Genomic DNA, 26962 nt, shown 5'->3' on the forward strand with positions numbered 1-26962 from the left:
AACGTGCCCAGATGCGGATCACCCGGAGCATCGAATCCGACCTCCTGGAGTCCCACGATCTGGCCATGGCCTCGTACGACGTGCTGCTCCAACTGTCCGAGTCGCCCTACCAGCGGCTGCGGATGAACGACCTCGCCGACCGGGTGCTGCTGTCGCGCAGCGGGCTGACCCGGCTGATCGACCGGCTGCAACGCGACGGCCTGGTCGAACGGCAGGCCTGCCCGAGCGATGCGCGCGGCCTCTACGCCGTGCTCACCGACAAGGGTTCGGCCCTGCTCGACGAGGCCACTCCGACCTACCTGCGCGGTGTGCGGGCCCAGTTCGTCGAACGGCTGAGCCGGGCCGAGCTAGGGCAGTGTGCCGCCCTTGCCGTCAAGCTGGTCGACTAGCCACTCGGCCTCGGCCTTGATGAAGTCGCGCGTGGCGACCTCACCCAGGGCGATGCGCAGCGCGGCGATCTCCCGGGTCAGATATTCGAGCTCGGCCCGGTTCTGCTCCGCCGCGTGGCGGTCCTGCTCGCCCTGGACCCGGTCGCGGTCGTCCTGGCGGTTCTGCGCGAGCAGGATCAGCGGGGCGGCGTACGACGCCTGGAGCGAGAGCATCAGGGTCAGGAAGATGAACGGGTAGGGGTCGAATCTCAGCGGGCTCAGGGTGTTCCAGGCGACCCAGAGGATCACGAAGGCGGTCATGTAGACGAGGAACCTGGCCGTGCCCAGGAAGCGGGCGAACTTCTCCGACCACTTGCCGAACGCCTCGGGGTCGTACCGGATGGGCAGTTGCCTGCGCAGTTCGCGGGGCTGGTCGAGCCGGCCTTCAGTCATGTCGCTCCCGCCAGTCTTCGGGCAGCAGGTGGTCGAGGACGTCGTCGACGGTCACCGCGCCGATCAGGCGGCCGTCCTCGTCGATCACCGGGGCCGCCACCAGGTTGTAGGTGGCCAGGTAGGAGGCCACCTCGGGGAGGGAGAACTCGGGCCTGATCGGGTCGACGCTGTCGTCGACGAGTGAGCCGAGCAGGGCGTAGCTCGGCTCGCGGAGCAGCCGCTGGATGTGCGCGATGCCGAGGTAGCGGCCGCTGGGGGTCTCGGTGGGCGGGCGGGTCACGAAGACCTGGGCGGCGATCGACGGGGGCTGCTCGCGGGTGCGCAGCCGGGCCAGCGCCTCGGCCACCGTGGCGTTGGGGGGCAGGACGACGGGCTCGGTGGTCATCATGCCGCCGGCGGTGTCCTCCGCGTAGCCGAGGAGGCGGCGTACCGGATCGGCCTCTTCGGGGATCATCAGGGCCAGCAGGCTCTCGGCCTGCTCGGGCGGGAGCTCCTGGAGCAGGTCGGCGGCGTCGTCGGGGCCCATGTGCTCCAGGACGTCGGCGGCCCGCTCGGCGTCGAGGTCGCCCAGGATGGCGACCTGGTCGCGTTCGGGCAGCTCTTCCAGGACGTCGGCCAGCCGGTCGTCGTTGAGGGCGGCGGCGACCTCGGCCATGCGCTTGCCGGGGAGCTCCTGGAGCACGCCGGCCAGGTCGGCGGGGCGCATGGCGTCGAAGGCGGCCAGCAGGCTCTGCGCGCCCTGGTCCTTCTGCGCCACCTCGAAGCCGCTGACCTGGCCCCAGTCGACGACCGTGGTCTCGCCCCGGCGGCGGGTGCCGCGCCGGAAGGCGACCTTGGTGATCATCCAGTCGGGCGGGCTGGGTTGCTCCATGGCCAGGTCGAGCACGGTGCCGGGCTCGTCGTCGACGGTGATCTCCAGGTCGAGCAGCTCGCCGATCGCGAGGGTCTCGGATTCGCGCTGCTCGAAGCGGCGCAAATTGAGGCGTCCGGTGAAGATGACCGCCCCGGCCTCGACCGAGATCACCCGGGTGATCGGCAGGAACACCCGGCGGCGCGGCTGGACCTCCACGACGTAGCCGTGGACGCGCGGGGGCAGCGGGCCGCGCAGCGCGACGACCACGTCCCGGACCCGGCCGATCTTGTCACCGGCGGGATCGAACACCGCGAGCCCGGCCAGCCGGGCCACGAAGATCCGCTCCACCTTGGCAGGTTATGGGGATGCCCCGGTCCGGGCGGATATGACAGGATCAAAGTAGGTCAACGGTAGTTACAGGGAAGAGTCATGATCCGGTCAGTCAGCCTTGGAATCGCGGCCGTGTCCGCCGTGTGCTTCGGGTTCTCCGGACCCATGGCGAAGTACCTGAACGCCGCCGGGCTCGCCCCCCTGGAGTCGGTGTGGGTGCGCATGGCCGGGGCCGGGCTGCTGCTCCTGGCCGCGCTGGCGCTGCTGCGGCCCGCCGCGCTGCGTATCCCCCGCTCCCAGTGGCTCTTCTTCGGGGTGTACGCCCTGGTCGCCGTCGCCGGGGTGCAGGCCCTGTACTTCCTGGCCATCCAGCGGCTGCCCGTCGGCGTGACCCTGCTGATCGAGTACACCTCGCCGGTCCTGGTCGTGCTCTGGGTGCGGTTCGTCCGCCGGGTCAGGCTGCCGGTGGCGGCCTACATCGGCGCGGTGATCGCGGTGGCCGGGCTGGCGGTCGTGGTCGAGGTCTGGGACGGCCTGCGGCTCGACGCCCTCGGGCTGGTGCTGGCCCTGCTGGCGGCGGCATGTTGCGCCGGCTACTTCCTGATGAGCGACAACCTGCACGTCGACCCGCTGGGCCTGGTGGCCTGGGGCATGATCGGCGCGGCGGTCGTGCTGCTGCCGTTCGCCCAGCCGTGGTCGATCGAGTGGGCGGTCTTCGGCGACGTCGTGACCGTGGCGGGCAACACCCTGCCCGTCGCCGGGGCGGCCGGATGGCTGATCCTGGTGGCGACGGTGGTGGCGTACATCGCGGGCGTGACGGCGGTGCGGCGGTTGTCGGCGGCGGTGGGGGCGACGGTGGCCTCGCTGGAGGTCATCACCGGCGCGCTGATCGCCTACTTCCTGCTGGGGGAGGCGCTGGGCGCCTTCCAGATCGTCGGTGGCGCGGTGGTGCTGCTCGGCGCGCTGCTGGCCCAGACGGCGACGGTACGGCGGGCTCCCGCGGAGGCGCCCGCCGCACGCGAGCCGGTTCTCAATCCGTCGGCCTGAGCCGGATCACCGACGAGCGTTTGGCCCACCGGGCGGGCAGCCCGGCCGCGTCGGGGGCGTTCAGCCGTTCCTTGGCGAGGGCGGCCACCACCTCGGGGCTGGTCGTCTGGTCGACGACCTCGACCGCCGCCGGGAAGCGGACGAGCTGGGCGCCGTTGTCCTTGCTCCGGAGCACGACCTCGATCTCGTGCTGGGCGGTGAGGCCGGGGAGGTTCTGCTCCCCGCCCCCGACCACCATGTAGATGGCGTCGTCATGCCAGACGTGCCAGGCCAGTCGGGTGCCCTGAGGCAGCACCACCCACAACACGCTCGACCGCTTCGCGGCGTCTTCGATCAACGCGAGGCTCATGACCGCCAGCTTTGCACAGGTCAATTCGCCTGTCAGGAGGTGAAAATCTCCCTGAGCTTCCAGGCCGCGGGCAGCAGCCCGGCGGCGACGAGGACCTTGAGCCCGTCGCCGATCAGGAAGGGCACGACGCCCTTCTCGATCGCGGTCGCCAGGCTCATGTCGGCGGCCACGGCCAGCCACGGCACCCCGACCAGGTAGATCAGCACGGTGCCGACGACCATCGTGACGACGGTCCGGCCGACCGTACGGTCACCGCCCCGCCCGGCCAGCGCGCCGACGACCGAGGCGGCCAGGAAGAAGCCCACGACATAGCCGAGCGTGGCGTCGCCGGCGGCGGTGAACCACGGCACGCCCGCCAGGCCCGCGAGCAGGTAGAGGGCCATGCCGGCGGCGGCCCTGTAGAGGCCCAGGGTGGCTCCGGAGAGCAGCACGGCGAAGGTCTGCAGGGTCACCGGCACGGGGCTGCCCGGCACCGGGAACGCCACCTGGGCGGCCAGACCGGTCAGCGCGGCGGCGCCGACGACGAGCGCGACGTCACGGAGGATCGTGCCGGGGATGAGGTCGGAGAGGACCGCGGGGCGGTTCGCGGCGACGGCTCGGGACATTGTCTGTCTCCTTGAAGAAGAGGCATTACCTCCTTATTAATCACATAGATCACCTCCTGATCCCTTATGACGTCCGACACAACGTCCGCCGACGGGCTTTGTAGGGTTGGGCCCATGCGCGCGCGACGTACGTGTCTGGCGGTACCCGGGAGCAGCCCGAGGTTCCTGGAGAAGGCCCAAGGGCTGCCCGCCGACGAGGTCTTCCTCGACCTGGAGGACTCGGTGGCCCCGCTGGCCAAGGAGTCGGCTCGGGCCAACGTCGTGTCCTTCCTGAAGGAGGGCGACTGGGGGGCCAAGACCGTCGTCGTGCGGGTCAACGACCTGTCGACCTCGTGGACCTACCGCGACGTCATCGAGGTGGTCGAGGGCGCGGGCGACCGGCTCCACTGCCTGATGCTGCCCAAGGTCGAGGACGCCTCCCACGTGCGGTGGCTCGACGTGCTGCTGACGCAGGTCGAGAAGGCCGTCGGGCTGCCCGTCGGCGCCATCGGGATCGAGGCGCAGATCGAGAGCGCCCGGGGGCTGGTCAACGTCGACGAGATCGCGCGGGCGTCGCCCCGGGTCGAGACGCTGGTCTTCGGGCCGGCCGACTTCATGGCGTCGATCGGCATGCGCACTCTCGTGGTGGGGGAGCAGCCGCCCGGCTACCCCGAGGGCGACGCCTACCACTACATCCTGATGCGCATCCTCATGGCGGCCCGGGCCCACGGCCTCCAGGCCATCGACGGGCCCTACCTCCAGATCAAGGACGTCGACGGCTTCCGCCGCGTCGCGGCGCGGGCGGCGGCGCTGGGCTTCGACGGCAAGTGGGTGCTGCACCCCGGCCAGATCGACGCCGGGAACGAGGTCTTCTCGCCCGCCCAGGACGACTACGACCACGCCGAGCTCATCCTCGACGCCTACGACTACTACACGACGGTCGAGCGGCGCGGCGCGGTCATGCTCGGCGACGAGATGATCGACGAGGCGTCGCGCAAGATGGCGCTGGTGGTGGCGGCCAAGGGCCGCGCCGCAGGGCTCGCCCGGACGAAGGCGTTCGAGCGGCCTTAAGCGAGACGCGGACGGCCGAAGGCCGGCTGCGTCTCGCGTGGTGAATCTGCCGTGGAGACAGGTCAGAACTGGACGCCGATCGTGGTGAAGAACCAGAACGACGAGGTCAGCCAGAGGCCGATCAGCAGGGTGAACAGCAGGCCGCCGGCGACCGGCAGCGTCCAGCCGGGCAGGCCGCGCTTGGGCAGCGACAACATCTTGGTGACGAACACGCCGTAGAAGACGCAGCCGAAGATCGAGTGGAACATGACGCGCGGGTCGTCGTAGCGCGCGCCCACCGAGTAGAGGCAGTGGAAGGCGACCGGCACGGTGGCCAGGAACGCCAGGCGGCCCGACCAGCGGTGCACCGGGCCGGGCCAGGAACCCCGCACGGGGATCTTGCCCCAGATGGCGAACGCCGAGAACACCTGCACGATCGCCAGCAGCGCGGCGACCGTGGTCAGCCAGACCTTCATGGCCAGCGGGCCGGAGAAGCCGGCCAGGCCGTAGGCGAAACCGGTCGGGGGGTGCAGTTCGCCGTACACGCCGAGGGCGGCGGCGACCAGGCCGCCCGCGAGCACGGGGATGACGAGGACGGCGACGGCGCCACGGTTCTGTGGGGCGACTTGGGTGTGAGACATCTCAGGCTCTCAAGCGTTCGGGGGCGGCGGGGATCAGGAGGCGGGCGCCAGGAAGGCGTCGATGAACTGGTCGGGGTCCTGGGGGGTGAGCGGGATGCCGTACCACTCCTGGACGCCGCCGTCGAAGGCGGCGGCGGGCTCGCCGGAGTTCTCGCCGAGCATGATGCGGCCGACCGACTGGCCGTTGGGGAGCTTGATCCAGCCGCCGACGACACGGGCGCCGCGGACCTGGGCGGTGGCGCGGTAGAGGCCCGAGGGCTTCTTCACGGTGGCGGCCGAGAAGCGCCAGCTCTTGTTCTTCCACTCGATGCGGCCCTGCGCCTTGCCGCCGCGCAGGGCGGCCGTGACCAGGGTGTCCTTGCCTTCGAGGGTGATCGTGTTGTCGGCGGCGGTGCCCCGCAGCCACGCCTCGATCTTGCCGTCGCAGAAGTAGCCGACGACCTTGCCCTTCCTGATCGAGATCGCGATCAGGCCGCCGTTCTGGTCGACGACGCCGGCGTAGTCGGCCTTCTTCGGGGTGGGGTCCTCCTCCTGCTCGGGGGCGGCCACCTCTTCGGGTTCCTGGGTCGCGTCGGGGGTGGCCTCTTCCTGGGCCTCGGGGGTCTCTTCGGGCGTGGCCAGCGGGTCGGCCCCGGCCCCGGCCGCCGCCGGGACGGCCGCGGTCTCCTGGATCTGGGGCGAGGCGGTCGCGCTGGCCACCGTCAGGCCCGCGGTCATCACCACTCCGACGGCCAATGTGTAAATGGGTCCTAGCCGGCTCATGTTCCGTCTCTCCTGGGTTTGTTTCCTGCCCCAGAGTGAATCGCGGCGGGCCGCGTCTGTCTGTGGACTAATGCGCACTCGTCTGGGATGAGAATGGGGGCGTGATCCAGCAGCCATCGCTCACGTCGTGGATCGTCCCGCCGCCTCCGGGTCTGCGGTACGACCAGCTCGCGCGCACCCCGGTCCACCGGTGGTGGCGGCCTCTGCTCGGGACCCTGCTGATCGTGGTCGTCTACGTCGCGCTGACGGCGGCGCTCGGTCTGGTCGCGATGCTCCTCATCGCCGTGTCGGGGGCCTCGCCGATGGGCTTGTCCCCCGGCCGGATCCTGTTCGAGGACCCGGTGCTCGACCTCGCGTTCCAGCTCGTGGCGATCGCGATCCTGATTCCGCTGGTGCTGGGGGCGGCCTGGCTGGTGCAACGACGTCCACCCGGGACCCTTTCCTCGGTGGCGGGACGGCTGCGGTGGCGGTGGCTCCTGCGGTGCGTTCCATTGGCGATCCTCGCGGTGGTGCTGGGGGAGGTCGCCCAGAGCCTGGTCCTGCTGGCGACGGGGGTTTCTCCCGGATACGGCTGGGCGGGCTGGTCGGATCTGCTGGTGCCGTTGCTCGTCGTCCTTCTCCTCGTGCCCATGCAGGCGGCTGCAGAGGAGTACGCGTTCCGGGGCTGGGTGGTTCAGGCTTTCGGCGCCTATTTGCGCAATCCCTGGTGGGGGATCGTCATCTCGTCGGCCGTCTTCGCGGCGTTCCACGGGTACACCGACTTCGGAATCGCCTACACGTTCGGGTTCGGCGTGCTGATGGGATGGGTGTCGATCCGCACCGGCGGGCTTGAGGCCGCCATCGCGCTGCACGCGGTGAACAATGTGGGGGCGTTCGGGATCGCGGCGGTGGCGGGGGAGCTCGGGTCGGCGCTGGAGCAGGGTTCCCTGCCGTGGCAGACCCTGGTGGGGACGATTGTGCAATTTGGCGTTTTTGGGGTTGGTGTCGTGGTTTTGGCTCGTAAGTCGGGAATTTCGGTGGAGGGCGGATAAATCTCACTAGAGAGGAGGTGATCGTGGGTTGCGGGAGGGGTATCAGAGGGATTGCGTCCCTCCCAGACATATGTGGAACGGTCCTGATAGAGGAGGTAAGTGGCCGTGCCCCCCGAAGACGAGGAGCAGCCGGATGTGCCCCCGAAGCTCCACCACTCGCCACCGGGCCCTGCCACGACCCCTGAGGAGAGTCCCCGCCCGCGCACCTCACCCTGGGCCCTGCCCCCCTTCGCCGCGCCGACGCCGGAAGACCCTCCGGTCCGCGGCCGCCGTCCCTACGACGCCGACGAGCCGGAACCCCGGCCGGGCGACCTAGAGACGACTCAGCCCCGGCGGGCGATCGGGTCGTTACCGTTCGAGGCCCTGGGCGAGCGGCGTCACGGGCCGATCGGGCCACGGCCGGGCGAGCCTCAGGACCAGGTGATCTGGCCCCTGGGCAAATCCCCGTTACCCGTGCCGCCCGCGCCTGCCTCCGAGGGCGAGCCTGAGCGGCCCAGAGACGTGGCGGCAGTCGAGGGGCTGGGCGGCTCGCGGAACGCTGATCCTCATGGCGAGACCGACAAGCCGCGGGCCGACTCCTATGGCGAGGCCGGTCGGTCTGTCGGCGCGGTCGAGGGGCTGGGCGGGTCGCGAGGTGCTGATCCCTATGGCGACGTCGATCGGGCGCGAGGCGTGGATCCCTATGGTGAGGCCGGGCGGGCGCTGCCTGCGGTCGCCGGGCTGGGTGGGGCGGCTCACGATGATCTGTTGAATGATCCGCTCGGCTCGCGGGGGAACGCCGGGTCATCGGGGGGTGGAGCGGCTCTGCCGCCCGGGGTCGAGCCCATGTATCCCGTCGATCCCGCCATTCGCAGTGAAGAGGCCACGCCCGAGGGGATCTATCCGCCCGATCCCGCGCTGCGGCAGAGCCGGCCGTCTGATTTTCCGCCTCGGCATCATCGGCCCTACTCCACCCCTCAGCGGCCCGACGACGACGAGCGCGGCGGGCCCAGGGAGTATCCCGACAAGCTGGTCGCCTCCGGGCCGCCACGGGAGCACGGGATCCGGGTCCGGCCGGCCATCGCGGCGGAGCCGGAGTTCGTCCCGGAGCCGGAGTTCGGGCCGGGGAGGCGGGAGAAGGACGTACCGGCGGCGGTGCCCGCTGTTCGGAAGGCGTCGCCTGAGCGGATCGGGAAGCCGCCCGGGGGGCGGCCGTTGCGGCCCGACGTGCTGGCCACGCTGGGGCCGCCCCGGGGCGGCAAGCACGGGCGCAGAGGGGTGCGGGCGCAGCGGCGGCGGCCGAGGATCGGGTTGCCGTTGCTGGTCATCGTGGCGGTCATCACGGCCGCGGCGTTCGGGTTGTTCGTGGTGCGGTGGGCGACCGCGCCGGCCACGTCGGGGATCCGGCTCGCGGTCGGCGACGGGCAGTCGGGCGACTCGGCGTTCCAGGCGCCGGGGTTGCCCGGCAACGGATCGCGGCAGGTGCTGACGTCGGTCGCGTCGTCGGGGTCGACGATCGTGGCGGTCGGCACCGACACCACCAGCGCCATCGCGCGGCCCCTGTTCATCGTCTCGGTCAACGACGGCAAGGACTGGACCCTCGGCGAGGTCAACGGGCCGCCCGGCTACGAGGCCGCGCCGGGGTCGCCCGGCCGGGTCGTCGGCAGCGGCGGGAAGTGGCTCGCCGTCAGCACCGACCCCGCCGGGCCCGAGGGCCGGGGCATGTGGACGTCGCCCGACGGCCAGGCGTGGGCGGCGGTCGACCCGGCCCGGCTCGGGATGTTCCTCGAATCCGACCGGGTGACCGATCTGGCCCGGACCGCCACCGGGTTCGTCGCCGTCGGCAGCACCATGCAGGCCGACGGCACGCCGGGCGCGGTCGCCTGGACCTCCGCCGACGGCCAGGCGTGGACGCGGGTCGACACCCCGCGGATCGGCACGCCCGACATGATCCGCACCGTCAAGGCGGTCGTGGCCAAGGGAGACAAGGTCGTCGCCCTGGCCGAACCGGGGGCCGGCACCGCGACCGTGATCCTGCGATCGGACGACGGGGGGCGGTCGTGGCTGCGTACAGCGACGGCGCTGCCCGACATCAGGCCCGAGACGGGCGCGCTGGCCGCGTCGGGTGACGGCTTCGTGCTGGTGCCGACCGGGCAGCGGTTCTCCGGTCCGGGTGTACGGGTGCACTGCTCGCCCGAAGGCCAGAACTGGACCGCCTGCGGGACCATCGGGCCGCTCAGCCCGGCCGGGAGCGGCGTGCGCGGGCTGGCCGCCTCGGGGGCGGGCCTGGCCGCCGTCGTGGAGTCGGCCTGGGAGGAGTACGCCCTCTTCACCAGCGACGACGGCCGCGACTGGCGCAAACGGGCCGACCTCGGTCTCATCCCGGGGACGCTGCGCGGGCTGACCATCACCGACAGCGGGCGCCTGGTCGCCGGTGGCGACAAACGCGGCGCCGGCGACGTGGAGAACCTGCCGGTCCTGATGACGGCCGAGAAGGGCAAGGCCGCGCGGGCCGTGCCGCTGGAGAGCGTGCCGGGGCTGAACCGGCTGGCCCGCAACACCTCGGGCGTGCTGGCGGCCGGGGGCGCGTTCGTCGCGGTCGGCTCGGCCAACGGCGACGCGGGCATCTGGACCAGCGGGAACAACGGCGCCAACTGGCGGGCGATCAACTCCCAGTGGCTCGGCGGGTCGGGCCGGCAGGCGCTCTCCGACGTCGCCCACGGCCCCAAGGGCTGGCTCGCCGTCGGCAGCACGATGGCCGACCTGCTGGTGACCAAGCCGCTGCTCGTGGTGTCGTCCGACGGAAAGGGCTGGCGGCCGGGGCCCGAGATGACCGCGCCCGAGGGCCACTACTACCTGGCGCCCCAGACGGTCGCCGCCGGGCCCAAGGGCTACGTGCTGGCCGGCGAAGACCAGACCGGCGCCGGGATCGGCCCGGCGCTCTGGTTCACCGGCGACCTCAAGAAGTTCACCCGCGTGGGCGAACTGCCCGCAGGGGCGGCCGAGGTGCGCATCCACGACGTGGCCGCGACCGACGACGGCTTCGTGGCCATCGGCGGGACCGGCCGGTCGGAGCGGGAGAACGGGGTCGTCTGGGTCTCCGCCGACGGGCTGAAGTGGGAGGCCAAGAACCGCGTCCTGCCCGACGACGCCCAGTCGGCCGGGCTGCGCCACATCGTCGCCCACGACGGAAAGCTGGTCGCGACCGGGACCGCCCTGACCGACGACGGCACCCGGCCCTTCTCGGCGGTGAGCGGCGACGGCGGCGACAGCTGGGAGTTCGCCTGGTTGCCCGCCGAGGCGCCGGCCGTGGTCCTCGACCTGACGGCCAGCGAGCGCGGCATCGTCGCCGTGGGCGCTCATGGCACCGGCAGCGAGGTCGACAGCTCGGTGTGGGCGTCGGAGGACGGGCTGGTGTGGGTCCGGCACGGGCTCGTCGAAGACGGGCTCGGCGGCGCGGGCGCCCAGTGGCTGGGGGCGGTGACGATCTCGGGCCAGCGGGTGATCGCGGTCGGCCGCTCGACGACGAGCAAGACCGACAACATCACCATCTGGCGCAGCACCCTGTCCTCGGGAGACGCGTGACGGCCCATCAGCAGCCCGTTGCCGGCGCATGAGCCGTCGAGGCGCGGCCGAGGTGCGGCCCCCACGCGTGTCACCGGCTTGCGGGTGGAGATCCCGTCTGGCCGGACGGCCCTTCGGTTCAGGTGACCGGGAGGTCGTTCAGGAAGTCGAGGAGGCCGTTCGTCAGCGGGAGACGTACAAGATCATCGTCGGTGGCCCAGACGGCCGCCGCCGCGTCGTCGCCCGGTTTCAGGTCGCCGCCGGTCACGTGGGCGTGGTAGTCGAAGATGTCGTAGAAGCCGACCACGATCGTTCCCGCCAGGGCGCCCACCTGGATCTCCAGGCCGGTCTCCTCCCTGATCTCGCGGCGGAGGGCCTCGGCGTCGGTCTCGCCCTCTTCGACGCGGCCGCCGGGCAGGGACCACAGGCCCTCCGACGGCGGGTGGCCACGCTGGATGAGCAGGAGGCGACCCTCGGTGTCGCGGATGATCGCCCCAACGCAGCGCATAACGCCAAGATTACGGCTAAAAGCCCCGGGGAGCCTTGACGGGTCCCGGGCATCGGAGCACGGTGAGTAACTGTGAGAGCCGCGCCCACCTGTCCCCGGTGCTTCGGCCCGCTGAGCGAACCCAATGTCTGGTCGAGCGCCTGGCGGTGCCTGGTGCACGGCGAGGTGCTGCCGCATCGCTCCCATCGGCCCGGCGCGGCCGCCGTCGAACTGGTCAAGGGCTCGGCGGTGCCCGCCTGGGTGCCGTGGCCGCTGCCCGCCGGATGGCTGGTGACCGGGTTCGCCGAGGCGGGCGACCGGGCCGCCGTGGTCGCGGTCTCGGGGCCCTCGCTCAGCTACGGGCCCGCCGACATGCTGATCATCTCGGAGGAGCCGGGGGTCGGACTCGGATCCGCCTACGCCGGCCTTCCTGGGCCCGACCCCGGTGACATCGTCACCGACGTGCCTCTCAGCAAGATCGAGGTCAACGGGCACTCCATCCCGCTCTGGGTGGTGACCGAGGGCGTGCCGGGAGACAGGGCCGTGTACGTCGGCGAGGCCGCCGGGTGCTGGCTCTGGACCGTCGCCTGGCCCGCCGAGGCCGGGAACCTGATCACTCTGATGCAGCTCGCGCTGGCCGATCTCCGCGATCTGGAGTGGGACGTGCCGTTCGGGGCGTTCTCTCCACGTCTGACGGGGGAAGGCGCGGCGGGAACGGGCTAGAGTGCTGTTCGTGACAGCGCGTATCGAGCGAGTGGTGACCTCGGGGGTCGTCGAGATCGACGACGTCGAGCACAAGGTTGAGAACAACACCTGGATCGTGGGTGACGACGACGAGGTCATCGTCATCGACCCCGCGCGCGACGCGGAGAAGATCCTGGAGAAGGTGGGCGAGCGGCAGGTCCTCGCCGTCATCTGCACCCACGGGCTGCCCGACCACGTCGGCGGCGCCATCGAGGTGGCCGCCCGCGACGAGGCCGTGATCGCCCTGAGCCCCAAAGACAAGCGTCTGTGGCGGCAGACCTGGGAAGACACCTGGCCCGACATCGAGATGGAGGACGAGGGCCTGTTCGCCGTCGCCGACACCGAACTCGAGGTCATGAACACCCCGGGCGTGACCGCGGGCGGCGTGTCGCTGCTGGCCGAGTCGCTGGGCGTGGTGTTCACCGGCAAGACCCTGCTGGCCGACGGCCCGGGCAAGCTCGGCGGCGAATACCCGGCCCTGGCCGACCAGCTCACCTCGATCGGCGAGCGGCTCTTCACCCTTCCCGGTGACACCCGGGTGCTCCCCGCCCACGGCGAGGAGACCACGATCGGCGACCTGGAGCCCCTGTTCGACCGGTGGCTCTCCGGTTCGCTGACCGCCGACCCCGAGGAGCAGCAGCAGGAGGGCCCGCTGACCGACGGCACCCGCGTGTCGGGCATCCGCCTCAACGCCAACGACGACTGAGCGCGGTGGAGCAGCTCCCCCTGGAAGGAATGCCGCGGCGGCTCTTCTCGTGTACGCCGTCGCGGCTCAACTCCTGGCTCGACTGCCGCCGGCGTTACCGGTTCACCTACCTCGACCGCCCCGCGCCCCAGAAGGGCCCGCCGTGGGCGCACAACAGCGTGGGCGCGTCGGTCCACAACGCGCTGGCGGCGTGGTGGCGGGAGCCCTACGAACGCCGCACCCCGCTGTCGGCCGCGATCCTGGTCTCCAACGGCTGGATCACCGAGGGCTTCCGCGACGCGGAGCAGTCGCTGAAATGGCGTGACCGGGCCCGCGAGATGGTCTCGGGTTACACCGCCACCCTCGACCCCTCCGACGAGCCGGTCGGCGTGGAGCGCACCGTCGCGACCCGCACCTCGGTGATGGCCCTCTCGGGCCGCATCGACCGCCTCGACCGGCGCGGCGACGAACTGGTCGTGGTCGACTACAAGACCGGCCGCCGCCCGTTGACCAGCGACGACGCACGTGGGTCCCTGGCCCTGGCGGTCTACGCCGTCGCGGCGAGCCGGGTGTTACGCCGGCCCTGCCACCGGGTGGAGCTCCACCACCTGCCGACCGGCGAGGTCGTCGAGTGGGAGCACACCGACGAGTCGCTGGCCCGCCACCTGTCGCGGGCCGACCAGATCGCGGCCGAGGCGCAGGAGGCCGACGAGGCCTACCGCGCGGGCGAGGCGACCGATGAAACGTTCGCGCCGTCGCCGGGCGTGCTGTGCTCGTGGTGCGACTTCCGCAAACACTGCCCGGAGGGTCAGGCCGCCGCCCCCGACAAGGAACCCTGGGACGGGCTGGCCCCCATCTAGAGCAGGCGCTAACGGGACAGCATCGTGCTCTCGGCCGTGTTCCAGAAGCGGGTCAGGGCCGCCGCCGTCGTCTCCGGGGCCTCGACCGCGGGGGAATGGACCGCCCCCGGCACCACGACGCATTCGCAGTCGAGCCGGTCGGCCATCTCGGCCTGCAGGCGGGGCGGCCAGCCGTCGTCGTGCTCCCCGTAGAGGACCAGGGTCGCCAGGCCCGATTCGGCCAGTTCGTCGACGCGGTCGTCGGCGTCGAGGACCGCCCGGCCCATGGACTCCAGCCCCACCAGGGAGTTGGCGAACAGGCGGCGGCGGAGGAAGGCCACGATCTCCTCGGGGACCCCGGCGCGCAGCGCGTCGGGTTCCATCTTCTCGGTCCACATGGCTTCGAGGCCGAGCTCGGGCATCTTCGCCAGCATGCGCCGGCCGGCCGCCTCGCGGGCGCCGACCATGCCGGCCGGGCCGGAGCTCATGAGGGTGTACGACGCCAGTTTGCCGGTGCCGTCGAGCACCGTCTCGCGGGTGACGAGGCCGCCGAACGAGTGGCCCAGCAGGTGGACGGGCTCTCCGCCGCCCACGACGGCCACCAGGGAGTCGACGTCGCGGCCCAGGGCCGCGCAGGTGTAGGCGGCGGGGTCGTCGGGGCCCGGCGTCTCGAACTGGCCGCGCAGATCGATGGCCACCACGCGGCGGCCCGCCTGGGCCAGGGTCTGCAGCACCGAGAGGAAGTCTTCCTTGCTGCCCGTGTAGCCGGGCACCAGCAGGGCCGGCCACCGGTCGGGCAGCCCGCTGCCGGGCAGGGCCTCAAGGGCGGCGAACACCCCTTCAGGGGTTTCGATCCGCTTCGGGCTCACTCCGGGTGGCAGGTCCAGGAATCTCGGCGTACTCACGTGAAGCCACGATACTGAAACCCGCAGGGCGCCGCAGATGAGCAGCGGAGCCCTGCGGTGTCAGGGCTAGTTCCGGCGCGGACGCGGGCGGTTGCCGCCGGAGCCGGAGTGACGGCCGTTGCCGCGCGCGGCCTTGCGCTCGGTGGCGGCCGAGGGCGCGGGCAGGTCGTCTTCGGTGGCCAGGTCGGGCGAACGGAAGACGATCGCGAACGGGCTGGCCGGGATGATCTTCTCGGGTTCGGCCGGCCGGGTGGTCTCCATGGGAGTCACCTCCACCTCTTCCTCAACTTCGTGAATCTCATCGTGAATCGGATCGAGGATGTCGCCCTCGAAGAGGGCGGGTGCCTCGGGAACCTCGGGGACCTCGACGACCTTGTCGGCCTCGACGACGTCGGCGATGGTCTCGGTGACCGTCTCGGCGACCGTCTCGGTGACATCGTCGGACGTGCGGCCGCCACGGGTGCGACGGCGGTTGCGGGCCGGGCGCTCCCTGCGCTCGTCCTTCTCCCTGTCGCGGTCCTTGTCGCGGTCACGGTCCTTGTCGCGGCGGCTGCGGGTGCGGCCGGTCTCGCCGAGGTCTTCGATCTCCTCGGCGTCGAGGCCGGCCCGCGAGCGGTTGGCGCGCGGCAGCACGCCCTTGGTGCCCGGCGGGATGCGCAGCTCTTCGAGCAGGTGGGGCGAGCTGGAGTAGGACTCGGCCGGCTCGGGGTTGCCGAGGCCCAGCGCGTTGTTGATGACCTTCCAGCGGGTCATCTCGGTCCACTCCATGAACGTCACCGCGACGCCGGTGCGACCGGCCCGGCCGGTCCGGCCGATGCGGTGGACGTAGGTCTTCTCGTCCTGCGGCAGGTCGTAGTTGACCACGTGGGTGACGTCGTCGATGTCGATGCCGCGGGCCGCCACGTCGGTGGCCACCAGCACGTCGATCTTGCCGTTGCGGAACGCCCGCAGGGCCTGCTCGCGCTGGCCCTGGCCGAGGTCGCCGTGGACGGCCGCCGCCGCGAACCCGCGGTCGCGCAACTGCTCGTGGACCATGTCGCAGGCCCGTTTGGTCTCGCAGAAGACCATCGTGAGGCCCCGGCCCTCGGCCTGCAGCAGCCGGGACAGGATCTCGATCTTGTCCATCCGGTGGGTGCGGTAGACGAACTGGGTGACCTGCGAGGGGGCGTCGTTCTCCGCCTCGGTGGTCTCCGCGCGCACGTGGATCGGACGGGTCAGGTAGCGCCGCGACAGGGCCACGATCTCGCCCGGCATGGTGGCCGAGAAGAGCATGGTCTGCCGCTGTTCCGGCACCAGCTTGATGATGCGTTCGATGTCGGGCAGGAAGCCCAGGTCGAGCATCCGGTCGGCCTCGTCGAGCACCATCATGGTGATCTGGCTGAGGTCGAGGTGCTTCTGCTTGATCAGGTCGAGCATCCGGCCCGGGGTGCCGACGATCACGTCGACCCCGCTCTTGAGCGCCTCGACCTGCGGCTCGTAGGCGCGCCCGCCGTAGACGGTCAGGATGCGGGAGCCGAGCTTCCCGGCGGCCAGGACCAAGTCTTCGGTCACCTGGAGAGCCAGCTCACGGGTCGGGACCAGAACGAGGCCCCGGGGCTTCTTGCGGTTCTTGCGTGGCTTCCCGACGGACTGGAGCATCGCGACGCCGAAGGCGTAGGTCTTGCCGGTGCCGGTGCGGGCCTGGCCGATGACATCCTGGCCGGACAGCGCGAGGGGGAGAGCCATCTCCTGAATCGGGAAAGGTGAGACGATGCCCTCGGTCTCCAGGGCATCGGCGATCTCTGGGATGACACCCAGGTCTCGGAACGTCGTAATCGTCGCCTGCCTCAGTCGTGTGGCGAAGGCGGTTTCGTGACCAAACGGGCTCGCGTGCCGGGTCCTTACGAAAGGCGCCTTCGACGTCGTACGCGACCGCGCGCAGCCAAACTCTCTGGGGGTTACCGGGAACAGATACCCCGGATCAACACAGTGCGGTCGCACTTCTCACCGAGCAGTCTACTCGATACCACAGCTGCTAACCGATTTGCGGCGTGTTTCGCATGTTTCTTCGAGAGACCCTGCCCCTACGCTGCTGCCATGACCATTTCCCGGCCCGGTGTCGTCGACCTTCTGGGCGTGCTCGCCTACGCCGAGCTCACCGCGTTCCTCCGGATGGCGCAGGACGCCTCCGTGCTGGCCCCCTCGCTGACCGACAGGGCCGCGCTCGGCGACGTGGCGGCCACCGAATACGGCCACTTCCGGCTGGTGCGCGACCGGATCGCCGATCTCGGCGCCGACCCGGAGGAGGCGATGGCCCCGTTCGCCGACGCCCTCGACGCCTGGCACGAGCAGACCCAGCCGGGCGACTGGTACGAGGCCCTGGTGAAGGCCTACGTCGGCACCGGCCTGGCCGGCGACTTCTACCGGGTGGCCGCCCGCCGGGTCGACGAGGAGACCCAGAAACTGGTCGACCAGGCGCTGGCCGACGAGGCGCGCTCGGAACTGGTCGTCGAACGCGTCAGGAAGGCGCTGGCGGAGGATCCGCGCCTGGGCGGCCGGCTGGCCCTGTGGGCGCGGCGGCTGGTCGGCGAGGCGCTGAGCCAGGCCCACCGGGTCGCCACGGCCCGGCCGGAACTGGCCGAACTGCTCGTCGACGGCGACGACCTGGCCGCCATCGGACGCATGTTCGCCCAGCTGACAGAGGAGCACGGCAAGCGGATGTCGGCGCTCGGGCTCACTCCCGGGGGCTGAATCAGGCGTCCCAGAGTAATGATCGAGAGGCGTGAAGGCGCCATTGGGTTGTACCGTGCGAGTTATGAGGGCCTCGCGCCGCTACGGCAGTTCCTTGACAAGATGTGGACCGAACCGATGGGCCTCCCGCGCGGTGTTGCGCCGGGCGAGCTCAGGATGCCCGACCATCAGCAGACGCAGGGACGACGCACACATCCCACGCAGACGTCCGCCGGGCTGTATCCACGGTCCCCGTTAGAAGCCAATGGGCGCCGCCGTCCAAAAGCGGCGCCCGAAGGCGTTCATCTAGAGAGTGCCGCCGAACCCGACCGAACGGCTGGCTCCCTCGCCGATCTCGATGAAGCCGAGCGCCGCTACGGGCACGATCACCCGGTTTCCCTTGACGTCGGTGATGGAGAAGACGCCGCGGTCGGCCGCGAGCGCGTTGCGGATCTCCGCCTCGATCTCCTCGACGGTGAGGTCGGTCTCGACGACGAGTTCACGGTGCACCGACTGCACGCCGATCTTGATTTCCATCTGGGCCCCTTTCGAGAGGGTTCCATCGTGGCCCCCGGAATCGCCGCGGCAGAGCCCTGATCGCGGCGGGCGTAAACCGGCTAGGTCGTGCGGGGGAAACCGCCGATGCCGCGCCAGGCGAGACGGGCGATGAGCCCGGCCGCGGCGTCTTTCGGGATCGCGCCGCCGCTGGTCAGCCAGTAGCGGGCGCTGACCTCGGCCATGCCGACGAGCCCGACGCCGAGCAGGTGGGCGTCTTCGCTGGAGCAGCCGGTGTCCTCCTGGATCACCTCGGCGATCGCGTCGGCGCTCTGCCGCAGCGAGCGTTCCATGCGCTCGCGCACGGCCGCGACGTTGCGCAGGTCGCTCTCGAAGACCAGGCGGAAGGCCTCGCCCTGGCTGGAGACGAAGTCGAAGAACGCGCCGATGGCGGCCTGGACACGCTGCTTGTTGTCGGTCGTGGAGGCCAGCGCCTCCTTGCAGCGCGAGACCATGTCGTCGACGTGGACGTCGAGCAGCGCCAGGTAGAGCTCGAGCTTGCCCGGGAAGTGCTGGTAGAGCACCGGCTTGCTGACGCCGGCCCGCTCGGCGATCTCGTCCATGGCGGCGGCGTGGTAGCCGTTCTCGACGAAGACCTCTTGGGCGGCGCTGAGCAGCTGGCGACGGCGGGCGAGCCGGGGCAGCCGGGTGCCCCGGGGCTTGGCGTCCGGGGTAGCGGTCACGGCCTCTCCTTGCACGCGGGCTTCATCGATCGGGTTTCCTGGCGGGGGCCACCATCCTACGGCTGGGCCACCAGGTCAGCGATAGTCGTCCTCGTCGTCGGCGTATGTCCGGTTCTGGTCGGTGGCGTCCGCCGGGTCGGCCTCCAGGGGCAGATCTTCCGGCCAGGGGTTTTCTTCGGGTTCGTCGTCGAGGGGGCGGTTCTGCTCGGCGACGTCGGCCTCGGTGGCCTCGCTGGTGGCTTCGCTTCCGCTCTCGGACATGGCGTCCTCCTCTCGGCCCACACTACGGGAACAGGTCTCCGGACGCCTCGACCCGTGCCAGCACATCGGACGTGGTGAACCTGAGCTGGTCGGGGTGGTCGCAGCCGGCCACTTCTTCCCAGGTCAGCGGGGTGGAGACGGTCGGATGCGGGTTGGCGCGCATCGAGTAGACGGCGACGGTGGTCTTGGCCGGGTTGTTCTGGCTCCAGTCGATGAACACCTTCCCCGGGCGTTCGCGTCTAGCCATCACGGCGGTGACGAAGTCGTGCCGGCGGGCCAGCCGTTCGGCGATCGCCCTGGCGAACTCCGAGGTGCTCACCTCCGAGGTCCACGGCACGTGGAGCTGCATGCCCTTGTTGCCGCTGGTCTTGGCGAAGCAGTCGAGGCCCTCGCCGGCCAGGGTGTCGCGCAGCAGCAGCGCCACCTCGCAGCACTCGACGATCGTCGCCGGGGCCCCCGGGTCGAGGTCGAAGACCAGCAGGTCGGGCGGCAGCGGGTCGCCGTCGGGGGAGACCCGCCACATGGGCACGTGCAGTTCCAGGGCGGCCAGGTTGGCGTAGTAGACCAGAGTCGGCAGGTCGTCGACGATCGCGAAGTCGATGGTCTCGCGGTCCTTGGTGCTGCCGGGGACGGGCAGACGTACACGGCGGACCCACGACGGCGTGTGGGCGGGCGCGTTCTTCTCGAAGAAGAAGGCCCCGCCGACGCCGTTCGGGTAGCGCTTCACGGTGAGCGGGCGCCCGCGCAGATGGGGGAGCAGGACCGGCGCGATCCGGGTGTAGTAGTCGATCACCTCGGCCTTGGTGAACCCGGCCTCCGGGTAGAGGGTCTTGCCGAGGTTGGTCAGCACCAGGTCACGGCCCTCGACCTGGACGGGCACCTTCTTCACAACCGCACCTCCGCCGGGATCTTGTCCGGCCGCAGGCCGCGCCAGGCGGGGGCGCGCAGGCGTCCCTCGGTGGTCTGGTTGGCGTAGGCGACCTCGCCGACGATCTCGGGGCGCACCCAGCGCGCGTCTCTGGCGATCTCCCGGGGCAGTTCTCTCGTGTACGCGCTGCGCGGGATCTCCAGCGGTGCGAGCAACGCGTGAAGCTCGTCGAGGGCGGCGTCGCTGAACCCCGTGCCGACATGACCCAGGAAGACGAAGCCGTCGGGGCCGAAGGCCCCCATCAGCAGCGACCCGATGCCGCCCGATCTGCGGCCCTTGCCCGGCCGCCAGCCGCCGATGACGACCTCGCGTTCGGTCACGTTCTTCACCTTGACCCACCAGGGTGACCGGGTGCCCGGTCGGTACCGCGAGTCGACGTGCTTGGCCACCACCCCTTCGAGCCCCTGCTCGACGGTGGCCGCCACCACGTCGGGGTGGCAGGGAAAGGTGGGCGCGACCGTGATGCCGAGCGACTCCAGCAGCGCCCGCCGTTCGTGGTAGGGCCGGTCGAGCAGCGCCTCGCCGTCGAGGGCGAGCAGATCGAAGGGCATGTACGTCACCGGCACTGCCCGCAGCAGCCCGTGGGCGCCCGGGTCGCCGACGTGCATGCGCCGCTGGATCAGCTCGAACGAGGGTTTCCCGTCGTGGTCGAACGCGACGACCTCCCCGTCGAGCACGACCGAGCGGCCGGGCACCTCCAGGCCGGCGACCTCGGGATAACGCCCGGTGACCTCGACGCCCCTGCGGCCGAACAGCCGGGGCGAGCCCTCCAGGTAGGCGAGCACCCGGATGCCGTCCCACTTGACCTCGAGCACGTAATGGGCGCCGTCCGACGGCAGCGGGCCGGGGACGGCGAGCATCGGTTCGACCGGGTATGGCAGTGCCACAGGGGGTATGTGCCCATTAGGTAAGTCATCTGAATCCCGACATGGCGGTATTCGAACACAGAGACGAGAATGTGGCTATGCGCAGCATCTGGAAGGGCGCCATCTCGTTCGGCCTGGTGACGATCCCCGTGAAGCTCTACTCGGCGACCGAGCAGAAGGACGTCTCCTTCCACCAGGTGCACCGTGAGGACGGCGGCCGGATCAGATACAAGCGCGTGTGCACCGTCGACGGCGAAGAGGTCGCCTACGCCGACATCGCCAAGGGCTACGAACTGCCCACCGGCGACATGGTGGTGCTGACCGACGACGACTTCGCCGACCTGCCGCTGTCGAGCTCCCGCCGCATCGACGTCCTCCAGTTCACCCCGGTGGAGCAGATCGACCCCATCTACTTCGCCAAGTCCTACTTCCTGGAGCCCGACGCCCAGGGCGCGAAGCCCTACGTGCTGCTGCGCGACGCGCTGGAGCGGTCGGGCCAGGTCGCGATCGTGAAGGTCGCGCTGCGTCAGCGCGAGTCGCTGGCCACCCTGCGGGTACGCGACGGGATCTTCGTCCTGGAGACGATGCTCTGGCCCGACGAGGTGCGCACCGCCGACTTCCCGTTCCTCGACGAGGACATCGACCTGCGCCCGCAGGAGCTCAAGATGGCCGAGTCGCTGATCGAGACGATGGTGGGCGACTTCGACCCGGGCGAGTACAAGGACGCGTACAGAGAGGCGCTCCAGGAGGTCATCGACGCCAAGGTGGCCGGGCGCGAGGTGATCCAGGCCGAGGCGCCGGCCGAGGCGGGCCCCGCCGTCGATCTCATGGCCGCCCTGCGGGCCAGCGTCGACGCCGCGAAGCGCGAACGCGAGGGCGTCCAGAAGAAGAAGGCGGAGCCCAAGAAGAAGACCCGCAAGACCGCCTAGTAGCGCTCACTGAGCAGCAGGTCGAGCTCGAACTTGTTGCCTCGCCTCAGATAGCCGGCCTGGGTGTAGCCCACGCGGCCGTTGCCGACGCCGACGACCCGGCGCCACGTGTTCTCCTCGCCGAAGAGCCGGCAGCTGCCGGTGATGAAGTCGCCGAGGTTGTAGAGGTCGTCAATGATCTTGCTCTTGACGTCGGGCGCCGTGTGGACGGGGGCCGCCGCGTTGAACATGCTCTTGGCCCCCCTCATGAGCTGATACGAGCAGACCTCCGCGTTCGCGGGGGCCGCCGCCGCGGTCACGAGGGTGCCGGAGGCCAGGGCCGCCGCGACGGCGATACCAGTCAGACGGGTTATCATCATCACTCCTAGTAATCATCGTGATCCTTTCGGTGATAACCCTGTGTGACCAAACGAAACGTGCCGCGATGACCGGAGTCATCGCGGCACGATCGTCGCTGGGATCTCAGAAGACCACTCAGGTCATTCCGTGATCAGGTCCTGCTAGTTGCGGTGCCAGCGGTACTGCTTGTGGAGGTGCCAGCCCTCCGTGAAGCCGCTGCGCGGGCTCCAGCGGTGACGCTTGAAGTGCGACTTGACCTTGTGGAAGTGGTGGCCGCCGTGGAAGCCGTGGCCCCAGCTGCCGCCGTCGCCGCCCCAGTCGCCGCCGCCGTCGCCGTCCCAGCCGCCGCCCCAGCCGCCACCGCCGTGGTGGTGGTGGCCGCGGACCGGGTGGCACTTACCGATGGTGTAACCACCGGAGTGCAGGTAGCCGACGATCCGGCTGCGGTGCCACGGGCGGTGGTAGACCCGCACGTAGTGACGGAAGCGGCCCGCCGGGAAGGCGCCGTGGTGCAGCTTCGGGTCCGCGTGGTGCGAGCCGTGCCGCACCTTGAAGACGCAGGTGTGGTTGTGGAAGTGGTGGTGACCGTGGTGACCGTGGTGCCCGTGGCCCCAGTCGTCACCCGACCACTCGTGGCCACCGCCGTCGGCGGCGGCGGGAGTCGCGATGGCGAGGACGGCGCCGCCGCCGACGAGGGCGGCGGTAGCCAGGGTGCTGGCGAGCTTCTTGAGCTGCATCAATTACTCCTTGTGATTGGCTGGTGCCTGATCGTGTTATGTCCTCACTCTGCGTGACAAAACGGGCAGTATCCGGCTTTTGCGGTCACTTAGCGTAGCCATGGAGTACGATGGGGTGGATTGTCCGTAAACGGCGGGAGGACGTGGCGTGACAAGCCCGATTTCTGCGGAGATTCCGGGCCCGGTGCCCGACTGGCCGAGCGACCGGGTCGATCTTGGCGATCTGCGGCTCAATTACCGATTTACGCCTGACGGGCCCCGGGAGAAGGCCGTGATGATCCACGGCCTGGCGGGCTCGGCGACCAACTGGACCGACCTCTCTGACCTGCTCAAAGACCAGGTGCGCACGTTCGCGCCCGACCTGCCCGGCGCCGGGTGGTCACCCGAGCCCGAAGACCGCGACTACTCGGTGTCCGCGCACGCGCGGGCCATGGTGCGGTTCATCGAGTGGGCAGGCGGGCCGGTCCACCTGTTCGGCAACTCGCTGGGCGGGGCGGTGTCCGTACGGGTGGCCGCGTGGCGTCCCGATCTGGTGAAGTCGCTGACGCTGGTCTCGCCGGCCCTGCCCGACCTGCTGCCGCGGGTGGGCCCGGCCCGGGTGGCGCTGTCGGCGGTGCCCGGCGTGGCCGAGTTCGTGGTCCGGCACATGTCGGTGACGGTGCCGCCGGAGAAGCGCATCCAGGCGACCATCTCCATGTGTTACGGCGACCTCGACTGCGTCCACCCCGACCGGCTGGCCGCCGCCGTCAAGGAGTTGCGCCGCCGCGACGACCTGCCCTACTCCGCCTCGGCCATGATCGGTTCGGCCCGGGGCATCGTGCGCGAGTACTTCCGGCCCGACCTCTGGCGTGAGGCGGCCCGGGTCGAGGCCCCCACCCTGGTCATCCACGGGCGCCGCGACCGCATCGTCGACGCGCGCATGGCCTCCCGCGCCTCGCGCGCCTTCCGGGACGTGCGCATCGTGACGCTGCCCTGGGCGGGCCACGTGGCCCAGATGGAGTCGCCTCAGATCGTCGCCCGCGAGGCCGGAGCGCTGATTCGGGAATGCGCGGACGCGCCGGTTAGGTTGTGATGTGGAGCGCGCCCCTCCGGGGGCGCGAGCCTTACCCTCGAACGCCCTGAAACGGGAGTGGAACTGTGTCGTTGCCACCGCTGGTCGAGCCGGCCCCCGAGCTCACCGTCGACGAGGTGCGCCGCTACTCGCGCCACCTGATCATCCCCGACGTCGGGATGACCGGGCAGAAGCGGCTGAAGAACGCCAAGGTCCTGTGTGTGGGCGCCGGCGGTCTCGGTTCCCCGGCCCTGATGTATCTGGCCGCGGCGGGCGTGGGCACGCTCGGCATCATCGACTTCGACGTCGTCGACGAGTCGAACCTGCAGCGTCAGATCATCCACGGCCAGTCCGACGTCGGCCGCCTCAAGGCCGAGTCGGCCGCGGCGACCGTGCGCGAGATCAACCCGCTCGTCAACGTGGTGATCCACAACGTGGCCCTCACCACCGACAACGTGATGGACGTCTTCTCGGGCTACGACCTGATCGTCGACGGCACCGACAACTTCGCCACCCGCTACATGGTGAACGACGCGGCCGTGCTGCTCGGCAAGCCCTACGTGTGGGGCTCGATCTACCGCTTCGACGGCCAGGCCAGCGTCTTCTGGGCCGAGCACGGTCCCTGCTACCGCTGCCTCTACCCGGAGCCCCCGCCCCCCGGCATGGTGCCCTCGTGCGCCGAGGGCGGCGTGCTCGGTGTGCTCTGCGCCTCGATCGGCTCGATCCAGGTCAACGAGGCCATCAAGCTGCTGACCGGCATCGGCGACCCGCTGGTGGGCCGTCTGATGATCTACGACGCGCTCGAGATGAAGTACCGCGACGTGAAGGTCCGCAAGGACCCCGAGTGCGTGTTGTGCGGCAAGAACCCGACGGTCACCGCGCTGCTCGACGACTACGAGGCGTTCTGCGGCGTCGTGTCCGACGAGGCCCAGCAGGCCGCGCAGGGCTCGACCATCACCGCGCTGGAGCTCAAGAAGTGGCAGGACGACGGCGAGAACATCTACCTCGTCGACGTCCGCGAGCAGGGCGAGTACGAGATCGTCAACATCCCCGGCGCGACCCTGATCCCCAAGGGCGAGTTCCTCAACGGCTCGGCCCTGGAGAAGATGCCGCAGGACAAGAAGATCGTCCTGCACTGCAAGTCGGGCGCGCGCTCGGCCGAGGTGCTCGCGGTGCTGAAGAGCGCCGGGTTCTCCGACGCCGTCCACGTCGGCGGAGGCGTGCTGAGCTGGGTCAAGACGGTAGACCCGTCTCAGCCGACTTACTGATACGACCCATCTGGGCCGGTTACAGTCGGTCCGTGACGGAAAGACGCAGTTGGCCGGCGCTCGTCGTGGCGTCGGCCCTCACCGTGAGCTGCGCGGTCGTCGCGGGGGTGGGGGTCAGTTCGGCGATGACCGAGCTGACCCGTGGCCCCACCAAGCAGGAACGCCGCGCCGCCGCCGCCGAGGAACTGGCCCGCCGCTGGCGCACCTGGCCGGCCGGCAAGATCTTCCCCGAGCGGCTCGGCTACACCTCCGAGCAGGGCGGCCGTGAGGTCGCCCGCCGGGTCGGCATCGGCCCCGAGACCGACTGCGCGCGGGCCGTCGACGCCGCGCTGCGCACCGCGATGGACGACGCCGGCTGCCGGGGCCTCATCCGCGCCACCTATCTCGACGCCGTCGAGGGCGTCGTGGTCACCATCGGGGTGGCCGCCTTCCGCGACGCCGCCGCCGTGATGGCCGCCACCACCGCGCTGCCCCGCGAACACCGCCCCTCTCCGGGCCTGCGGCCCCTGACGTTCGCCAAGACCGCCACCGAGCGGTTCACCGCCGCCGGCCGCCAGTACGGCACCTACCACCGGGCCGGGCCCTATCTCGTGATGGTCACCGCCGGGCAGGCCGACGGCCGCCCCGCCAAGGCCCTCGACCGCCCGATGACCTCGATGTTCACCTTCACCGACGAGCTCTCGGAGCAGATCGCCCGCGGCCTGGTCGCGCCCGAGCCCGCGACCTGCGAGTCGGAGGGCTTCCTGTGCTGATCCGGGCCCTCGCGGCGGCGCTCCCGCTGCTCCTCCTGTCCGTCCCGGCCTACGCCGACGGCGTGCGGGGCGGCCAGACCGGCACGCTCGGCATGATCGGCATCAACCAGGCCTGGCGCGAGACCAAGGGCGACGGCGTCCTGGTGGCCGTGCTCGACTCGGGCGTCGACCCCGACCACCGCGACCTCGCGGGGTCGGTCAGGGTGGGCCGCGACTTCACCAAGGGCGCCAACCCGGCCGGCGTGCGGCCCCAGCGGCTGCACGGGACGTACATGGCCTCGCTGGTCGCCGGGCACGGCCACGGGCCCGGCGGGCGCGACGGCGTGATCGGGGTCGCCCCGGAGGCCGAGATCCTGTCGGTCCGGGTGATCCTGGAGGACGACGAACCCGGCTTCAAGAAGTTCAACATGGACGAGCGCTACGAGAGCGTGATGGCCAAGGGCATTCGGTACGCCGTCGAAGAGGGCGCCGACGTGATCAACCTGTCGATCGCCAAGGGCGCCGCGACGGAGGACGACCGGGCGGCGGTGGCGTACGCGATCTCCCGGAACGTGGTGCTGGTCGCGGCGGCCGGGAACGACGGCGCCGAGGACGCCGGGGGCCACTACTCCTACCCGGCCTCGCTGCCCGGGGTGATCTCGGTCGCGGCGGTGACCGGAACGATGCAACGGGCCTTCTTCTCCACCCGCAACGCCTCGGTGATGCTGGCCGCGCCGGGGGTCGACATCCTCGGGGCCGGGCCCGGCGACGAATACTGGGTCGGCCGGGGCACGTCCCAGGCGACGGCGCTGGTGTCCGGGGTGGCCGCCTTGATAAAGGCGAAATATCCGAAGATGTCGCCCGCGTTGGTGGCCCAGGCCCTCGCCGGCTCGGCCGTCGCCCCCAAGGGCGCCGGCTACAACACCGGCACCGGCTTCGGCGTCGTCAACGCCGGCCGCGCGCTGACCGCGGCGGCCCGGCTCGCCGGGCATAGACCGACCGCTTCGGGGAAGGAGGCCCACGATCCCGACCGCCCCTTCTCCGCCGCCTCCCCGCAGCCGATCGCCATGGTGAAACGCGACCGCCGGATGATCACCTTCTACGGCGCGGCGGGCGTCGCCGGGCTCCTCGGCGCAGGTGGCAGCGTCGCCGTGATCGTCGTCTGCGCCCGCCGCGCGCGGCGCAGGGAGGCTTCACCAGAAATCGCCACCTAGGAGACCTCTACCGAATCGTT

Annotated in this window: 30 protein-coding genes; 14 read left to right on the forward strand and 16 right to left on the reverse strand. The window is 70.8% G+C overall.

The genetic code is table 11. The annotated features are described in order from the left end of the window. Positions 1-11 precede the first annotated feature (11 nt). Positions 12-389 carry a MarR family winged helix-turn-helix transcriptional regulator gene (locus AW271_RS20855; RefSeq protein ID WP_245653133.1) on the forward strand — a complete coding sequence of 126 codons (378 nt, stop codon included), beginning with the start codon at positions 12-14 and terminating at the stop codon, positions 387-389. Here AW271_RS20855 and AW271_RS20860 read toward each other — a convergent pair. Both AW271_RS20860 and AW271_RS20865 read right to left on the reverse strand, forming a co-directional pair. Beyond that, positions 348-821 carry a DUF1003 domain-containing protein gene (locus AW271_RS20860; RefSeq protein ID WP_062339050.1) on the reverse strand — a complete coding sequence of 158 codons (474 nt, stop codon included), beginning with the start codon at positions 819-821 and terminating at the stop codon, positions 348-350. The genes AW271_RS20855 and AW271_RS20860 overlap by 42 nt on opposite strands. Continuing rightward, positions 814-2022, reverse strand: coding sequence for a magnesium transporter MgtE N-terminal domain-containing protein (locus AW271_RS20865; protein WP_062339051.1), 1209 nt, complete (start codon positions 2020-2022; stop codon positions 814-816). The genes AW271_RS20860 and AW271_RS20865 overlap by 8 nt, the downstream gene beginning before the upstream one ends. An 81-nt stretch (positions 2023-2103) precedes the next feature. Between AW271_RS20865 and AW271_RS20870 the strand changes: the two genes are divergently transcribed. After that, positions 2104-3051, forward strand: a complete 948-nt coding sequence (locus AW271_RS20870; protein WP_062339052.1) for an EamA family transporter — start codon at positions 2104-2106, stop codon at positions 3049-3051. Here AW271_RS20870 and AW271_RS20875 read toward each other — a convergent pair. Both AW271_RS20875 and AW271_RS20880 read right to left on the reverse strand, forming a co-directional pair. After that, positions 3035-3400 (reverse strand): hypothetical protein, encoded by a 366-nt coding sequence (locus AW271_RS20875; protein WP_062339053.1) that lies wholly within the window; start codon positions 3398-3400, stop codon positions 3035-3037. The genes AW271_RS20870 and AW271_RS20875 overlap by 17 nt on opposite strands. 32 nt (positions 3401-3432) lie before the next feature. Further along, positions 3433-4005 carry a biotin transporter BioY gene (locus AW271_RS20880; protein ID WP_062339054.1) on the reverse strand — a complete coding sequence of 191 codons (573 nt, stop codon included), beginning with the start codon at positions 4003-4005 and terminating at the stop codon, positions 3433-3435. Positions 4006-4119: 114 nt separating this feature from the next. Between AW271_RS20880 and AW271_RS20885 the strand changes: the two genes are divergently transcribed. Further along, a complete protein-coding gene (locus tag AW271_RS20885) occupies positions 4120-5055 on the forward strand; it encodes an HpcH/HpaI aldolase/citrate lyase family protein (RefSeq protein WP_062339055.1) in 936 nt (311 codons plus the stop codon). 62 nt (positions 5056-5117) lie between these two features. Here AW271_RS20885 and AW271_RS20890 read toward each other — a convergent pair whose 3' ends face one another. Both AW271_RS20890 and AW271_RS20895 read right to left on the reverse strand, forming a co-directional pair. Beyond that, the gene (locus tag AW271_RS20890) at positions 5118-5675 is read right to left on the reverse strand and encodes a DUF6529 family protein (RefSeq protein WP_062339056.1); all 558 of its coding nucleotides are present in this window, start codon (positions 5673-5675) and stop codon (positions 5118-5120) included. A 33-nt stretch (positions 5676-5708) separates the two neighbouring features. Continuing rightward, positions 5709-6392, reverse strand: a complete 684-nt coding sequence (locus AW271_RS20895) for a hypothetical protein (protein ID WP_157554437.1) — start codon at positions 6390-6392, stop codon at positions 5709-5711. Between the two features lie 269 nt (positions 6393-6661). On the opposite strand from AW271_RS20895, the gene AW271_RS20900 reads away from it, so the two are divergent. Further along, positions 6662-7468 carry a CPBP family intramembrane glutamic endopeptidase gene (locus AW271_RS20900; RefSeq protein WP_169806370.1) on the forward strand — a complete coding sequence of 269 codons (807 nt, stop codon included), beginning with the start codon at positions 6662-6664 and terminating at the stop codon, positions 7466-7468. Positions 7469-8293: 825 nt separating this feature from the next. Next, entirely contained in the window at positions 8294-11032 is a 2739-nt protein-coding gene (locus tag AW271_RS20915) for a beta propeller repeat protein (RefSeq protein WP_157554439.1), read from the forward strand. Between the two features lie 118 nt (positions 11033-11150). Here AW271_RS20915 and AW271_RS20920 read toward each other — a convergent pair whose 3' ends face one another. Then, complete coding sequence (locus AW271_RS20920; protein WP_062339062.1) at positions 11151-11519, reverse strand: NUDIX hydrolase; 369 nt, start codon at positions 11517-11519, stop codon at positions 11151-11153. 72 nt (positions 11520-11591) lie between these two features. Here AW271_RS20920 and AW271_RS20925 point away from each other — a divergent pair, with 72 nt between their 5' ends. Genes AW271_RS20925 through AW271_RS20935 form a run of 3 tightly spaced genes read left to right on the forward strand, consistent with a single transcriptional unit; the run spans position 11592 to position 13787 of the window. After that, complete coding sequence (locus AW271_RS20925; protein ID WP_062339063.1) at positions 11592-12221, forward strand: DUF6758 family protein; 630 nt, start codon at positions 11592-11594, stop codon at positions 12219-12221. Between the two features lie 10 nt (positions 12222-12231). After that, positions 12232-12948 carry an MBL fold metallo-hydrolase gene (locus AW271_RS20930; RefSeq protein WP_062339139.1) on the forward strand — a complete coding sequence of 239 codons (717 nt, stop codon included), beginning with the start codon at positions 12232-12234 and terminating at the stop codon, positions 12946-12948. A 29-nt stretch (positions 12949-12977) separates the two neighbouring features. Beyond that, entirely contained in the window at positions 12978-13787 is an 810-nt protein-coding gene (locus tag AW271_RS20935; RefSeq protein WP_174553104.1) for a RecB family exonuclease, read from the forward strand. Between the two features lie 8 nt (positions 13788-13795). On the opposite strand, the gene AW271_RS20940 is transcribed toward AW271_RS20935, so the two are convergent. Continuing rightward, a complete protein-coding gene (locus AW271_RS20940; protein WP_062339065.1) occupies positions 13796-14671 on the reverse strand; it encodes an alpha/beta fold hydrolase in 876 nt (291 codons plus the stop codon). Positions 14672-14737: 66 nt separating this feature from the next. After that, positions 14738-16396: a DEAD/DEAH box helicase gene (locus tag AW271_RS20945; protein WP_083976943.1), complete on the reverse strand. Its 1659-nt coding sequence runs from the start codon at positions 16394-16396 to the stop codon at positions 14738-14740. Positions 16397-16747: 351 nt separating this feature from the next. On the opposite strand from AW271_RS20945, the gene AW271_RS20950 reads away from it, so the two are divergent. Continuing rightward, complete coding sequence (locus AW271_RS20950; protein ID WP_062339066.1) at positions 16748-17401, forward strand: ferritin-like fold-containing protein; 654 nt, start codon at positions 16748-16750, stop codon at positions 17399-17401. Positions 17402-17686: 285 nt separating this feature from the next. Here AW271_RS20950 and AW271_RS20955 read toward each other — a convergent pair whose 3' ends face one another. From AW271_RS20955 to ligD (AW271_RS20975), 5 genes are all read right to left on the reverse strand, one after another. Further along, positions 17687-17917 carry a DUF3107 domain-containing protein gene (locus AW271_RS20955; protein ID WP_062339067.1) on the reverse strand — a complete coding sequence of 77 codons (231 nt, stop codon included), beginning with the start codon at positions 17915-17917 and terminating at the stop codon, positions 17687-17689. A gap of 80 nt (positions 17918-17997) precedes the next feature. Next, positions 17998-18618 (reverse strand): TetR/AcrR family transcriptional regulator, encoded by a 621-nt coding sequence (locus AW271_RS20960; protein WP_030451799.1) that lies wholly within the window; start codon positions 18616-18618, stop codon positions 17998-18000. A gap of 75 nt (positions 18619-18693) precedes the next feature. Next, the gene (locus AW271_RS20965) at positions 18694-18879 is read right to left on the reverse strand and encodes a hypothetical protein (protein WP_063818063.1); all 186 of its coding nucleotides are present in this window, start codon (positions 18877-18879) and stop codon (positions 18694-18696) included. 22 nt (positions 18880-18901) lie between these two features. Continuing rightward, complete coding sequence (gene ligD / locus AW271_RS20970) at positions 18902-19768, reverse strand: non-homologous end-joining DNA ligase (RefSeq protein ID WP_062339069.1); 867 nt, start codon at positions 19766-19768, stop codon at positions 18902-18904. Beyond that, entirely contained in the window at positions 19765-20694 is a 930-nt protein-coding gene (ligD, locus tag AW271_RS20975; RefSeq protein ID WP_245653134.1) for a non-homologous end-joining DNA ligase, read from the reverse strand. Before ligD (AW271_RS20975) ends, ligD (AW271_RS20970) begins: the two co-directional genes overlap by 4 nt. A gap of 77 nt (positions 20695-20771) precedes the next feature. Between ligD (AW271_RS20975) and ku the strand changes: the two genes are divergently transcribed. Further along, positions 20772-21602, forward strand: a complete 831-nt coding sequence (gene ku, locus AW271_RS20980; RefSeq protein WP_062339071.1) for a non-homologous end joining protein Ku — start codon at positions 20772-20774, stop codon at positions 21600-21602. On the opposite strand, the gene AW271_RS20985 is transcribed toward ku, so the two are convergent. Next, complete coding sequence (locus AW271_RS20985; RefSeq protein WP_157554441.1) at positions 21599-21958, reverse strand: hypothetical protein; 360 nt, start codon at positions 21956-21958, stop codon at positions 21599-21601. The two genes, ku and AW271_RS20985, sit on opposite strands and share 4 nt — an antisense overlap. A 144-nt stretch (positions 21959-22102) precedes the next feature. Then, the gene (locus tag AW271_RS20990; RefSeq protein WP_062339073.1) at positions 22103-22678 is read right to left on the reverse strand and encodes a hypothetical protein; all 576 of its coding nucleotides are present in this window, start codon (positions 22676-22678) and stop codon (positions 22103-22105) included. Between the two features lie 184 nt (positions 22679-22862). Between AW271_RS20990 and AW271_RS20995 the strand changes: the two genes are divergently transcribed. The 4 genes from AW271_RS20995 (at position 22863) to AW271_RS21010 (ending at position 26942) form a co-directional block, all read left to right on the forward strand. Then, complete coding sequence (locus AW271_RS20995) at positions 22863-23750, forward strand: alpha/beta fold hydrolase (protein WP_275935770.1); 888 nt, start codon at positions 22863-22865, stop codon at positions 23748-23750. A 65-nt stretch (positions 23751-23815) separates the two neighbouring features. Continuing rightward, positions 23816-24997: an adenylyltransferase/sulfurtransferase MoeZ gene (gene moeZ / locus AW271_RS21000; protein WP_062339074.1), complete on the forward strand. Its 1182-nt coding sequence runs from the start codon at positions 23816-23818 to the stop codon at positions 24995-24997. 32 nt (positions 24998-25029) lie between these two features. Beyond that, a complete protein-coding gene (locus AW271_RS21005; RefSeq protein ID WP_245653136.1) occupies positions 25030-25749 on the forward strand; it encodes a hypothetical protein in 720 nt (239 codons plus the stop codon). After that, positions 25743-26942 carry a S8 family peptidase gene (locus AW271_RS21010; RefSeq protein WP_245653137.1) on the forward strand — a complete coding sequence of 400 codons (1200 nt, stop codon included), beginning with the start codon at positions 25743-25745 and terminating at the stop codon, positions 26940-26942. Before AW271_RS21005 ends, AW271_RS21010 begins: the two co-directional genes overlap by 7 nt. Positions 26943-26962: the final 20 nt, after the last annotated feature.

The organism is Herbidospora sakaeratensis (assembly GCF_001570525.1).
Lineage (GTDB): Bacteria > Actinomycetota > Actinomycetes > Streptosporangiales > Streptosporangiaceae > Herbidospora > Herbidospora sakaeratensis.